We start from the raw sequence: 14,162 nt of genomic DNA on the forward strand, positions 1-14,162 counted from the left end.
AGAGCCTAGTAATAGGCTCTTTTTTTTTGTTTTCAGCAACTAATTTATAGGAATGTGCTAATATAGAATGGTATCTCAGTATTTTCTAGAATATGGAGGACCTAACGTTCATGAAGTACGTACATTTAGTGGGTGTATTCCTATTGTCTTTAGTGGTTATTACTGGATGTGCAAAGGAAACCGAAGCACCTACACCTATAGCTCAAGAAAAGAAGACTGAAACTTCAAATCCTGATAAGGAAAAGTTTGATGCTGCATTAGCTCTATACAACTCTGGAAAAATGGATGAAGCAAAGTCAGCATTTGAGGAATGTGTAAAGCTCGACGCTTCAAATGGTATCTATGAGTACTACCTGGGTAATATCTCTCGGAAACAAAATGATCTCAGTAAAGCACTGAGTTATTATCAAAATGCAGTCACCAAGTCACCAGACATGATCGAAGGCTACAACAATATTGTAGCAATTCAAATGTTTAATCAAGATTTCGAGAATGCGCTTCTTACGGCTAACAAAGGCCTTCAAGTAAAGCCCGATTTTGCAGATCTTAAATTTAAGCTCGGACAAATCTACTTTGTTCAAAATAAATTTGAAGAGTCGGTAAAAGTCTTGTCGGAAATTACGAGTGATCCTAAGTATTTTGAAGCTTACCGTTTTATCGGATTCGGGTATATGCAATTGAACAAAAAACAGGAAGCGGTAACCAATATGAAAAAATACTTGGAACTTGCTCCTGAGGGAACGAATACAAAGGTTGAGGTTGCTAACATAGTAAAGGAACTTGAATCTAAATAGGAAAGAAGCAAGCCGGAGGTCTAAAATGCAACAATTAGTGAAATGGGGGCTATTTGCAGCTTTAGCCCTCCTATTTTTATGCACGCCATATCTTCGAGGACTATTTTTTGATACTGATTTTTATTTAACCGAAGTAAGTCTAATTCTACTATTTCTGATCACAGCCCTATGGATGATCAGGAAAAATCAACAATATGAGCATTTAATCTATTTGATTGTATTTTTCATTCCACTGACTCATGTTTTATCACTACTCGGTGCAGAAACTCCCATGGGAGCTTTGGACAACTTATTTCGTTGGTTGACCTACGCGATTCTTTTTATCATGTTAATTTGGTTACGACAGATCGACCACAATGATAAAGTGGAAAAGCTGCTGCCAATCGTTTTTAACGCAACGGGCGTATGGATTAGTTTTTTTTCACTTGCTGGTTTTTGGAATTGGATTGTATTTAAGGATATAGTCCTTTCGGGAAGGCTCGCAGGGCCACTCCAATATCCCAATACATTTGCTACGATTATCTGTGCATTTTGGCTGTATGCTCTGGTCTATTTGGCAAAAAAAGAAATCAAAGTCTTTACTACACTTTTCTTCAGCTTGCCGTTGGTAGCATTTGGCGTTTGTTTTTTCTTATCGTACTCACGTGGCGCAATGGTCGTTTTTCCTGTGGCGTGGTTCATTGGAGTACTCCTTCTCAAGGGCAAGGAACAAATTCAATACCTTGCATTTACTGTTTTCTCTCTAGTCGCTTCACTCCTAGTGTTCCAAAAAATGACTGCAGCTGGGTCTGAAAACGTAGATGATGCAGGTTTACTCGCATTCGTTGCGGCAAGTATTATCGTAATGGTACTGGTGCTGCTTACACAAAGGATCGTTAATAATAGTAGTTTTATGAAAGAAACGAAGAAACCTCTGATTCGCTTTGTATTGCCCGGTTTTATTTTATTAGTTGGGTTATTAACTTTGCTGGATTTCAAAAACCAGGGATTGCTATACCAGGCTATGCCTGAGTCATTGGAGCAGCGAATAACTGATATTAACTTGGGTACTTCTAGTGTATTGGGAAGAACCAATATGTATATGGATGCTTTTGCAGTGAGTAAGGAGGCCCCTGTATTCGGTTTTGGTGGCGAAGGATGGAGAGTCGTTTATCCTGCTCATCAAGAGCTTCCCTACTATAGTAATGAGGTCCATAACGGTTATTTGGAGATATTGCTTAATACAGGATGGTTGGGGCTCATTGTTTTCATTGGCGTGATATGCTTTCTGGTAGTGAAGATACTCATTCGCATCAAGAAAGAACAAGAGGAGGATAGCGATTCGACTATCGCAGTTGCCTCCCTAGTATCCTTGTCCATTATATTGATGCATGCTTTCATAGATTTTGATTTCTCTTTTGGTACGGTATGGTTTATTGTTTTCTGGCTGATAGCAATTGCAGTACCATTACAGTCAAAAGATATGAAACCAAGCTTCCAATACTCGCGGTTCTTGATCGCTCTTATCGCTGTTTGTGTAGGAATAGTTGGTGTATATTCGGGAAGGATTCTCTTTGCACAAAGCACTATTTCTGCGTTAACAAGTGAAGTAGATGTAGAAGCTGCGCAACCGATATTGGAGAAAGCAGTTAAGCTAAACCCTTATCATACGGAATATGCGATGAACCTGGCTAAATTGTATGCGACGAAGTACACACAGTCACAGCAGAGCGAGTGGAAATCTAAAGCAGAAGCAACATTAAATAGTACTGAGCAACTCGAACCCAAGGGGTCAGAGGTTTTATACAAGATCGGCAACGTATATCTCTTCATGAATGATTGGGTAAAAGCCGATCAATATTTCCAAAAGGCTTGGGAGCAAGATCATTTTAATGTTCACTTCTATGATGCAAGCATTCAGGTAAATGCACAGGTTGCATTTCAATTGGCAAAACAAAATCAAAAAGATCAAGCAACAGTACTTGCTGGGAAGGCTTTAGATAAATACAAGGATTACGTAAATCGGATAGAACCTTTCAAGGCAGAGGCAATCCCTGACAAGCGGCCATTAGATTTGAATGCCTATACGTATTTTTATCTTGGGCAAGCGAATATTATTTTAGGGAACTACGCAGATAGTCTTGAACAACTTAAATTGGTTACTGATCCGAGTATTACACTCGAAGTGCAGGCTCTCATGATCATTGCATATGAGAAGTTGGGGCAAAACAGTGTAGCAATCGAATTGACTCAGAAATTACAAGCACAGTCCCCGAGTTATAAGCAGCTTTTGGATGACTATCGAGCCATGTTAATAAAATAGTTGGGTAAGGATAAAAGGATGTTGAAATCATAGCAACATCCTTTTTTAGCGTAATAGAAACTATGTAATTGTCGACTTCTGTATAATAATGAAACTTATATTTGCTGTAATATGATGTTATTCTACAAATATATTTTTGTTTCATTCATGGTATAGTAATACAAGAAGAAAAGAATGGAGATAGAATCATGATACATTTCGCCATAGTAGGCTGCGGCCACATTTCAAAGAAACACATTGAGGCGATCGAAAATGTCGAAAACGCGAAACTTGTCGCAGTTTGTGATACGTCGGTTGAGAGATTGCAGGAGACTTGTGAAAAATATCAAGTGAATGGGTACAAAGATTTAGATGAAATGCTGGATACACAGTCAGAAATAGATGTTGTATGCATCTGTGTACCAAGTGGGCTGCATGCAAAATTGGCAATTCAAGCGGCTAAGGCTAAAAAGCATTTGATCGTTGAGAAACCAATCGCATTGACTGTTCAGGATGCGGAAGCGATTGTACAAGCATGTAAGGACAACGACGTAAAACTATCTGTCGTGCATCCAAATCGATTTAGACCTGCCATTATGGCTCTTAAGAAAGCAATGACAACCGGCCAATTTGGAAAGATAAGTCACGCTAATGCAACGTTACGGTGGAATCGTAACCAAGCCTATTACGATCAAGCAGCTTGGCGTGGAACGAAGGAAATGGACGGCGGAGTTTTAATGAACCAAGCTATACATAATTTAGATTTACTATTGTGGTTAATGGGGCCGGTGGAAGAAGTACAAGGATACTCTGCAACACGTCTTAGAAATATAGAAGCTGAAGATGTTGCAACCGCAACAGTTCGATTCCAAAATGGGGCATTGGGGATCATCGAGGCTGCTGCTACCATATTCCCAAAGAACTTCGAAGAGTCCCTCAGTATTTTTGGTGAGAGTGGAACAGCTGTTGTATCTGGAACTACAGCTAACTGGATCAAGCATTGGGAATTTGAATCTCTTCCAAAGCAACATGCAGAAGCGCTCATTCAAGAGGTTGAACAAGATCCATACGGTACCCCGGGGCAGGAAGAAATCATTAGAGACATGGTTGAGGCAATTCGGAGTGATCGGGACCCGGTTGTAAGTGGAGTAGATGGGCTAGAGGCTTTAAAGCTTGTATTAGCAATCTATAAATCAGCGGAATTAGGAAAGCCAGTTAAATTAAATGAACGAGTAGAAGAGGAGAATCGTCAATATGAATACAACCACTCATAAGGTACCATTGCTTGATTTGGTAAAGCAATACAGAAGCATTGAAGCTGAGATAAAAGCAGCTGTTGATGATGTATTATCGAGTGGCAATTATATTATGGGTAAGCATGTTGCTGACTTTGAGCAAAAGATGGCAGATTACTGTAACGTAAAATGCGCTATCGGAGTTGCAAATGGTACAGATGCATTGCTTCTCGTACTTGATGCACTTGGAATAGGACCAGGTGACGAGGTTATTACTACACCGTTCACCTTCTTTGCATCTGCGGAAGTGGTTTCTCAACTAGGTGCTAAACCGGTATTTATTGATATCGATCCAAAAACATATAATTTTGATGTAAGCAAGCTGGAGGCAGCAATAACGCCAAATACGAAGGCAATCATTCCGGTACATATTTTTGGACAACCTGTAGATATGGACGAAGTATTGGCATTGGCTAAAAAATATAATTTATACGTTGTCGAAGATGCGTGTCAAGCAATTGGCTCAAAATACAAGGAGCAAAAAATCGGTTCATTGGGTGTCGCCGGTTGTTTTTCATTCTTTCCAACGAAAAATTTGGGGGGATATGGAGACGGCGGTATGGTCGTAACAAATGATGAAGAACTGGCCAAAAAAATAAAAATTCTACGCGCACATGGTAGCAATCCTAAATACTATCACTCCATGATTGGTTACAACAGTCGATTGGATAGTCTGCAAGCTGCAATGCTGAACGTAAAGCTTGCTTATATTGATCAGTGGAATGCAGCGCGTAGACAAAAAGCAGCTGTTTATAACGAGGCACTGAAAGATTTGCCTATACAGGTTCCTTTTGAAAAAGAGAACCGCTATGCAGTTTATCATTTGTACATTATTCAAACAGACCTTCGTGATGAATTAATGGCCTTCTTGCAAGAGAAAGGTATTTCTTCTGGTGTCTACTATCCTGTCCCACTGCATTTGCAAGAAGTATATAAAGATTTAGGCTGCGATAGAGAAAGCCTGATTGAGTCTGAAAAAGCCGCGAAGGGTACTATGGCTTTGCCACTTTATCCAGAAATGACTGAGGAAGAGCAACAGTACGTAATTTCTGTTGTGAGAGAATTTTTCGAGATGAGAGGAGCAACTTCATGAGTACCATGCTAGAACAGGAAACCCCTCTTTTAGCCGAAAAATTGATTCGGAAACTTGAAGAAAGAACCGCTGTCATCGGTGTAGTAGGATTAGGCTATGTTGGATTGCCTTTAGCAGTAGAGAAAGCGAAAGCTGGATTTCAAGTAATTGGATTTGACGTGCAATCTGACAAAGTAGAGATGGTAAACCAAGGGATCAACTATATTGGCGATGTATTGAATGAGGATCTTCAGTCTACTGTGAAAGCGAATAAATTAAGGGCTACTGCTGACTATTCTTTTATCAACGATGTAGATGCTGTAGCGATTTGTGTCCCTACTCCTTTGGATAAGTATCATCAGCCCGACACGAGCTATGTGAGCTCTTCGGCACGAGAAATCGCTAATCATCTAAAACCTGGAATGCTCGTGGTACTAGAAAGTACTACATATCCTGGGACAACAGAGGAATTGGTTAAGCCGATTTTGGAGGAATCTGGTTTAAAATGTGGAGTTGATTTCTTTTTAGCCTATTCACCTGAACGGGTAGATCCGGGGAATAAGCATTTCAATACAAAAAATACCCCCAAAGTTGTTGGGGGTGTTACTTCCAATTGTACAAAAGTAGCTGCGACAATGTATCAAGCTGTGCTCGAGAGTGAGATTCATGTAGTGTCAAGCCCGGCCGTCGCAGAATTGGAAAAAATATACGAAAATACGTTTCGTCACATTAACATCGCACTTGCAAATGAAATGGCGGTTCTTTGCAACAAGATGGGTATAGATGTGTGGGAAATGATTAACGCGGCAAAGACAAAACCGTATGGATTCATGGCTTTCTATCCTGGTCCAGGTCTAGGAGGGCATTGTATCCCAATCGATCCCTTCTACCTTACATGGAAAGCGAGAGAATTTAACTATCATACTCGCTTAATAGAATTAGCAGGTGAAATCAATAGTAGTATGCCTGATTTTGTTGTTACTAGAATGATGCAGATACTAAATCAGGATAGAAAATCGTTAAATGGTTCAAAAATACTCGTATTAGGTGTAGCTTACAAAAATGACATTGATGATTACCGGGAATCTCCCGTTCTTGAAATACTCTCTATCCTCGATAGAGAAGGGGCTGAGTATGAGGTAGTTGATCCTCACATTCCTAACTTTAAGTTTAATGGGGAAATGGTAGAGACAATCTCATTGACTGCTGAAGCTTTAGAAAAAGCAGACTTGGTTCTACTGACAACCAATCATTCACAATTCGATTACGACCTGATCTGTTCCTCTGCCCGCGTTATTTTTGATACCAGAGACGGAATAAAAAAGAAAACAGATGTTAAAGGGAAATATTTCAGACTGTAAGAACGGAGTAAATTATGAAAATAATAACAGTAATTGGTGCCCGTCCACAGTTTATTAAAGCGGCAGCAGTCTCCAGAGCCATTCGGGAATTTAATCGGACGAGTAACCATTTGTTGAATGAAGTAATCATCCACACGGGTCAACACTATGATCGAAACATGAGTGAGATTTTCTTTGAAGAGCTTGACATTCCTGCTCCTCATTATCACTTAGGAATTGGCTCTTCTAATCATGGGCAACAAACTGGGGAAATGTTAACTGCGATTGAAACTGTATTACTTCAGGAGAAACCTGACTGTGTGCTGGTATATGGTGATACAAACTCGACATTAGCGGGTGCTTTGGCAGCATCAAAGTTACATATTCCCATTGCCCATGTCGAGGCAGGCCTCAGAAGTTATAACAGAACAATGCCCGAGGAAATCAACCGAGTAGTGACTGATCATTTGTCTAATATTCTGTTTTGCCCAACCAAACACTCTGTTAAGAACCTGCAAAAAGAAGGAATTACCAACCAGGTACACTCAGTTGGGGATGTTATGTATGATTGCATGCTTTATTACATGAATAAGGTAGATAACGATACAGACGTGTTGGATAGTTACAATGTCAAGCCGGGGCAGTATGCGTTGGCAACTGTGCATCGTGCGGAAAATACGGATAACCCTCAACATCTGAGTGAAATCTTTGGTTCCTTTAATGAAATTGCAGATGAAATTCCGGTTTTGGTTGCATTACATCCACGAACAAAAAAGTATCTACACCAATATGGTATTGAAGTTAGTGATAAAGTATCACTTTTAGACCCCCTATCGTATTTACAAATGATTTCTTTAGAGGCAAACGCTAATACCATTTTGACAGACAGTGGTGGGGTTCAAAAAGAAGCGTACTTTGTTGGTAAACCGTGCATTACATTACGTAATGAAACCGAATGGGTCGAAACAATTGAAGTAGGAATGAATGTGTTAGCTGGACCGTCTAAGGAAAAAATTCTCGCATCTTTTAATAATATATATTCAGGGATGGACAGAACTGTCAGAGAGGGAATTTATGGAGACGGAACTGCTTCCAATAAAATTGTTAATCTCTTATGCGCCTTTAATAATCATTCCGAAAGGAGTTAATGATGAATAACCCTTTCTCTCAACTAATCAGCTATAGAAAGATCCTCTTTAATATAACGGTAGATGATATTAAGAAAAAATATGCGGGTTCAATCATGGGAGGGACGTGGATTTTATTAAATCCACTTCTCTTTCTTTCAGCATATTTTTTAGTATACATAACCATTTTTAAAATCAAACTGACTGGTATATCTACTTTTGACTACGTCTTGATTATTTTTTCAGGTCTAATACCGTGGTTTGGGTTTTCTGAGTCGATCGGACTAGGTGTTAATACGGTGACAAGCAATAGTTCATTGATCAAAAATACGATTTTCCCCATTGAGCTCATACCTGTAAAAGTAGTTTTGGCTAGCATGGTATCACAGTTGATTGGTTTAATCATGTTACTGATTGTAGTAGGATTCAACGGCCAACTAGGATTCTATGTTTTACTTCTTCCTTTTGTATTGGTATTGCAAATATTATTTACAACGGGTTTAGTGTGGATTCTGGCAAGTATCAATGTTTTCTTTCGTGATTTATCACAGATCATCACAGTGATTTTGATCTTACTTATGATGGTTTCACCAATTGCCTATACAACTGATATGTTAACCAGTGAACTGGTGTATTTCATGCAATTCAATCCGATGTACTATATGATTAGTTTGTATAGAGAGATTATAATCTACAACTCCTTACCAAGTTGGGATATAACTTTGATTTTTGTAGCATTGTCCTTAGGACTGTTTTTTTTAGGACATTACGTATTTACCCGATTGAAAGTGGTGTTTGCAGATTATGTATGATGAATACGCTGTTCAAATTAATAACGTAAACAAATTATTTAAATCTTACAAGCATCCCAGAGATCGTATACTTGACGTCCTTGGATTTGGCATTCTTACAAAAAATAGATACGAAGAATTTTGGGCGTTAAAAGATATAAATCTTAACATTAAAAAAGGCAGTAAGATAGCTTTAGTCGGTAGGAATGGTGCTGGCAAAAGTACTCTGCTCAAAATAATTGCCGGTAGTTTAAGACCAACTGATGGAGACATAAAAATAAATGGGAAGGTCTCTGCCCTAATGGAGCTGGGTACGGGCTTTCACCCAGAGTTTTCTGGGCGTGAGAACATTTTCGCCTCATTGTCGTATTCCGGTATCGTTGGTAAAGAAGCAAAAGAAAAATTTGAAGAAATCGTTGATTTCTCAGAACTAGAAGAGTTTATTGATAAACCTGTTAAGACTTACTCAGCAGGTATGTATGCACGGCTAGCTTTTGCTACATCAACTGCTGTCATTCCTGAGATCCTTATTGTAGATGAAATACTAGGGGCTGGAGACGCATACTTCATCAATAAATCGATTGAGCGAATGAAAAAATTAACGGAGGGTGGTACAACTGTTCTCTTTGTATCACACGACATATCTTCTGTTCAAAAAATGTGCAACGAGGCTGTATGGATTGATAAGGGAAAAATAGTGATGGAAGGAAATATTTTAGATGTTACTGCAGAATACCTAGCATCAATTCGGAAACAGGAAGAGAGAAGACTAAAAGCTAGAAATGTAAGATTAAAACATAATAATTTTAAAACCTTAGAGGAGGGAATTGAAGATTCACTTGTTTACTTTCACTTCATCACAGAGAATGGGGCACCATTAGAAAAACATCCCATATCAGAGGTGAAGTTTTATTGTAAAGATAAGGTTATTGAGTCTCTGCAAATTGGTGACGCTGGTGATACAAATAATGGAAGTGATTTGTTCTTAATTGCGGATAAAGAAACAATTAACTGGTCTTCGCCTGTTGAGCAAAATGGAAAAAGATATCGATCATTTGAAGACGTAGGTGGAGAATACCAGCACGCTCTATTTGTACTTAAAGTACAAAATTTAGCTGAATTAAGAAACTATGAATTAGAAATCGTTTATCAGGATATATCGAGTGAGAAAGTGAAAATTGAGTTTTTTGATGGTGAAAACTATGTTGCGATTGGTCATCTTGAAGCAAATGATGATTCCGAGTGGAAATCAAGTGTATTTAGTCTGAAAGAGGCTATACATGATGAAAGTATGGATGATGAGACAGTTAATACGATAAATTATCAGGAACTACTCGAACAGAGGGAAAGTAATAGTCGAATATATGGCTCAGGTGAAATGGTTATTACTTCTGTAGATTTTTTAAATGATAATAATGAGGCATCACATGTCTTCCAAAACCTCGGGTATAAAAAAGTAAGAATCAATTATTTTGCGAAAGAAAAAGTGAGAAACCCAATTTTTGTGCTTGCTTATTACTTGTTAGATGGAACTTGTGCTATGCAAGTATTATCCAATAAAGATGGATATGAAGTAAAAGAGACATTTGGCGAAGGCTTTGTAAATGTATTCTTTAATCCTTTACTTTTAGGGGAAGGTACTTATCTCGTATCAGTAGCAATCTTTAAAGAGTTAAATTTGTTAGATAATGTTGAACCGCCTGCTTACGATCTTCACGATAAAATGTATGAAATTAAAGTGGAGCAGCCTTTCGGGGTTAATGTATCTTTAGGATTAATTAATCACCCTGTCAGATGGGGAGGGAATGAGAAGGGGGCTATATAATGGAAAACAGTAACATTATGAAATATTACAATTCCCCGGATATTTGGGAACAAGATCCAACTCAACACCAGGTTGAGATCACCGAACTAATCTTGTCAAAAATTCCAAATGGTGTGAAGTCTATTTTGGACATAGGTTGTGGCAACGGAATTGTTACAAATCGTTTGGCAATGAAATATGACAGAGTTTGCGCAGTGGATATAAGTGAAGAAGCACTTAAATATGTGCAAACAGAAAAAATAGTAGGGTCAATAGATAAGCTGCCATTCAAGGATGAGGAATTTGATCTCATATTAATTTCTGATGTGCTTGAACATTTGCCAACAGAAGTCTTCGAAAAAGGTATTCAAGAATTACAAAGGGTTACTAAAAGATATATTTTAATAGTTACACCGTTTCAAGAAAAGCTAGAATTTGGCATGATGACCTGCAATAATTGCTTGTGCCAATTTCATGTGAATTTGCATATTCATTCTATTAACAAAGAAACGATTGTGCATGCGTTTGGAGCGAAATTTATCATAAAGCAAATGAGTTTCGGCGGAGATGAATGGAGCCATATTCCATCATATGCAAAACAACTAAAGAGCTTATATCACTACTCCAATAATTGGGATAATGCTGTGTGTCCGCAGTGTGGTGTAAAACAAAATAACCCTAGTGACTCCAATCAAAAGATGATCACTAGTCCCAAGTTTTACGATGCAATTGCAGACTCTGTACATAAAGTGATAAATCAGTTTCGCTTAGAGGAACTTCTTCATAACGAAGCGCTTTTTTTGTTAGAGAAAGATTCTGGTTCCAGAACCGAATCAACTAGCAAAACATTATTAATCGAAAGTGACGTTCGATTGAAAAATGTGAGGCTTATTAGTGATGATAAGTGGAACTTAGATTTTGCGAATCCTTTCTCTCAAAGATCTCATACCGTATATTTCGGTTACAAGCCATATACAGTAGTTGGAGATAGCTTAAATATTTCGAACATCATAACGGAGGACTCACACAGCTATCGATTAGTTGGGCCGAAGGAAAATAGTTCCAATCATGCGATATTTATCATTCCGAAATTTACGGATGAAGAGTTTTACTTATTCATTGAATATCAGGATATTACCAATGAGTCTCTATTCGTAAATGTATTTGACCGAGAACGCTCTTATATACCAATTGGTCAGTTAGAAAATAAAGCAGATGGGGAATGGAAGAAGCAAAGAATTATCGTACCAGCTGGAATCAAATGTCCAGCAGAAGGTTTTATATTCGAACTGACGTCAATTGACAAGATACAAGAGTTACATCCGATTAAATACATTTATGTTAACAATGATTCTCAGAATAACCAAATCTATTCCGTAATTCCTGAAGAGCAAAATGTATCAATAGACCTCAGTGAATGGATAGAAACATTAATTGAATCGAACTGTTACTTCATATGTGATGCAGATAGCAATAGATCAGAGGGGTTTATGGCGTCCCTTCAAGTAGGGGCTACACGGATTGATTTGAGATCTGCTCTGATGAATGGTTCTTATGTTATCGAAGTACCATCTGAATTGATAAATCTATTTGAGAAGACTACAGTGGGTACAACAGAAATATCAATTAATGATCTATTGGATGTACTGACTGAACCAAAAAAGAGGGAATTTTCCTCTGAACAAATACATTCCGAATTGAATGTACTTCAATTAGAGATGAAAAGTCTACATGAAAAGTATGAAAAATTGCTAGTCAATCTTCAAAATGTAGAAACAGAGTTGGAAATACATAGAAACATAAAAATCGAGAATGAAAGACAAATCGTTTGGTTTCAAAACCGGACAGCCGAACTTGAACATCTGAATGAGCGCTATCAAAATGACTACAAGGATATAACCGAAAAATATGAGAACCTAATAATAGACTACGAAAAAATGGCTAGGTTTCAGAGCCAAGTGGCTGAGCTTGAAATAGAGAAACATCGATACGTAGGGGAACTAGAACAGTTAAATGAGAAATACGAGGGTATTTTAGGAGAAAATAAACAACTCTTACGTGAAGTTGACAATAAAATTGAGGCGTTGCAGGACCTAAATACAAAATTAGAAAAATTAGAGAAAATGAATGTTGTGCAGTTCTTTTTACGAAAAAAATAACAATACGTTACAGTGCCGGTCGGAGGGGTCATTTTGAATATATTAGTATTAACTCCTGATACAGATATTGATCGAAGAATTACATTGCAGGCGAACTCCCTGGTAAAACATGGGTTTAAAGTAACAATTATAGGCGTGCCTTTCTCTGGTGACAATTTCTTATCGGGAACGATTGACCCTAATATTGCGATTAAAAGAATTGAACTTCAAAACATTGAATACCACTCAAAAATCGTGAAATTTTACAGAGGTATTCATAAAAAAATTATGAGTTTTGCTTATAAAAGAAACGACTTTATTAACCAATATGCAAATAAAAATATGGTAGCCATTGAAGAGAACACTTCTTATAAACTTGTTAGGAAGTCTAATAATAAGATGGTTTCTATTAATACTAGGTTGTTAAATTGGATAACGACCAAATGTATAGCACTGGTGCAAAAAATGGTAAATGTTTTTTATAACTTGGTTTTAAAGTTCTTTCGTACATTTAACATTAACTTTTTTCCGTTATTTGATAAGGCCTTCTATAATGCGGGCATTCAAGAAGAGTTTGATCTAGTCGTGGCTAACGACTTACCAGCATTAAAGGCAGGATATATGCTTGCAAAAGAAAGAAACGTCCCTTTAATTTATGATGCACATGAAAATTATACGGAACAATGTACACTTCCAAAAAAATATGCTCTGTTATTGGAAGAAATAGAAGCACAAATCTTACCTGAAGTTGATTTCTGGATAGTACCAAATGAATTACTAGGTGAACAAATTATAGAGAAGTGCCAGAAGAAGTATAATGTGACAGTAAAAGAACCATTGGTTATTCAAAATGCCGTTAAACATTGGGGTGAGTATCTCAACTACCAGCATTCAGATTTATTTAGAGAAAAGTTAGGAATTGGGCGAGAGAAGAAGATTTTATTGTTTCAAGGTGGCTTTTTGGGCAAGAGAAACCTTGAAAACCTTGTGAAGGCAATGAAATACGTAAAAAATGAGAATGTTGTTTTAGTTATGCTCGGGTTCGGTACTTATGTCGAAGTCCTAAAAAGCATTGCTAGAAAGTTAAATGTCGAGAGTAAAGTTTATTTTATGGAAGCTGTTTCTCAAGATGAACTACTGAAGTACACTTGTTCGGCAGATGTAGGGATTATCCCGTACCCTGCAGTGGATAAAAACACATATTACTGTTCCCCAAACAAATTATATGAATTTATACAAGCGCGCTTACCGATTTTAGCCAACGATTTACCTTTTTTACGAAAAGTAATCATTGGTGAAGAGATTGGTATTGTTCAAGACTTTTCTAAACCTAAATATATTGCAAATGCAATAGATGTGTTCTTTGAGGATGAGGGTAAGTTGCAGCATTTTAAAGAAAAATTAAATGATGCAGCGAGAAGAATCAATTGGGAAGTAGAGGAACAAAAGTTAACTAGTGAGTATTTAACGATGAGAAAAACTGAAAAACTACTAGAGAAGGTATTCGTTTAAGGAGGACT

Annotated in this window: 10 protein-coding genes; all 10 read left to right on the forward strand. The window is 37.6% G+C overall.

Going from position 1 to position 14,162, the window contains the following annotated elements; genetic code table 11:
• The first annotated feature begins 110 nt into the window (after positions 1 to 110).
• The 10 genes from POF51_RS13095 (at position 111) to POF51_RS13140 (ending at position 14,154) form a co-directional block, all read left to right on the forward strand.
• A complete protein-coding gene (locus POF51_RS13095; RefSeq protein ID WP_069850949.1) occupies positions 111 to 794 on the forward strand; it encodes a tetratricopeptide repeat protein in 684 nt (227 codons plus the stop codon).
• A gap of 25 nt (positions 795 to 819) precedes the next feature.
• A complete protein-coding gene (locus POF51_RS13100; RefSeq protein ID WP_271755547.1) occupies positions 820 to 3,096 on the forward strand; it encodes an O-antigen ligase family protein in 2,277 nt (758 codons plus the stop codon).
• Between the two features lie 188 nt (positions 3,097 to 3,284).
• On the forward strand, positions 3,285 to 4,349 hold the full coding sequence (locus tag POF51_RS13105; RefSeq protein ID WP_069850945.1) for a Gfo/Idh/MocA family protein: 1,065 nt from the start codon (positions 3,285 to 3,287) through the stop codon (positions 4,347 to 4,349).
• A complete protein-coding gene (locus POF51_RS13110) occupies positions 4,330 to 5,463 on the forward strand; it encodes a DegT/DnrJ/EryC1/StrS family aminotransferase (protein ID WP_069850942.1) in 1,134 nt (377 codons plus the stop codon). The genes POF51_RS13105 and POF51_RS13110 overlap by 20 nt, the downstream gene beginning before the upstream one ends.
• Positions 5,460 to 6,803, forward strand: coding sequence for a nucleotide sugar dehydrogenase (locus tag POF51_RS13115; RefSeq protein ID WP_083261710.1), 1,344 nt, complete (start codon positions 5,460 to 5,462; stop codon positions 6,801 to 6,803). The genes POF51_RS13110 and POF51_RS13115 overlap by 4 nt, the downstream gene beginning before the upstream one ends.
• A gap of 14 nt (positions 6,804 to 6,817) precedes the next feature.
• Entirely contained in the window at positions 6,818 to 7,930 is a 1,113-nt protein-coding gene (gene wecB, locus POF51_RS13120) for a non-hydrolyzing UDP-N-acetylglucosamine 2-epimerase (protein ID WP_069850939.1), read from the forward strand.
• Between the two features lie 2 nt (positions 7,931 to 7,932).
• Positions 7,933 to 8,721, forward strand: coding sequence for an ABC transporter permease (locus POF51_RS13125; protein WP_069850936.1), 789 nt, complete (start codon positions 7,933 to 7,935; stop codon positions 8,719 to 8,721).
• On the forward strand, positions 8,714 to 10,525 hold the full coding sequence (locus POF51_RS13130; protein WP_069850934.1) for an ABC transporter ATP-binding protein: 1,812 nt from the start codon (positions 8,714 to 8,716) through the stop codon (positions 10,523 to 10,525). The genes POF51_RS13125 and POF51_RS13130 overlap by 8 nt, the downstream gene beginning before the upstream one ends.
• Positions 10,525 to 12,663: a class I SAM-dependent methyltransferase gene (locus tag POF51_RS13135; RefSeq protein ID WP_069850931.1), complete on the forward strand. Its 2,139-nt coding sequence runs from the start codon at positions 10,525 to 10,527 to the stop codon at positions 12,661 to 12,663. The genes POF51_RS13130 and POF51_RS13135 overlap by 1 nt, the downstream gene beginning before the upstream one ends.
• A 33-nt stretch (positions 12,664 to 12,696) precedes the next feature.
• Complete coding sequence (locus POF51_RS13140; protein ID WP_069850929.1) at positions 12,697 to 14,154, forward strand: glycosyltransferase; 1,458 nt, start codon at positions 12,697 to 12,699, stop codon at positions 14,152 to 14,154.
• Positions 14,155 to 14,162 lie beyond the last annotated feature (8 nt).

This window comes from Brevibacillus sp. AG, assembly GCF_028369215.1.
GTDB classification, from domain to species: domain Bacteria; phylum Bacillota; class Bacilli; order Brevibacillales; family Brevibacillaceae; genus Brevibacillus; species Brevibacillus porteri.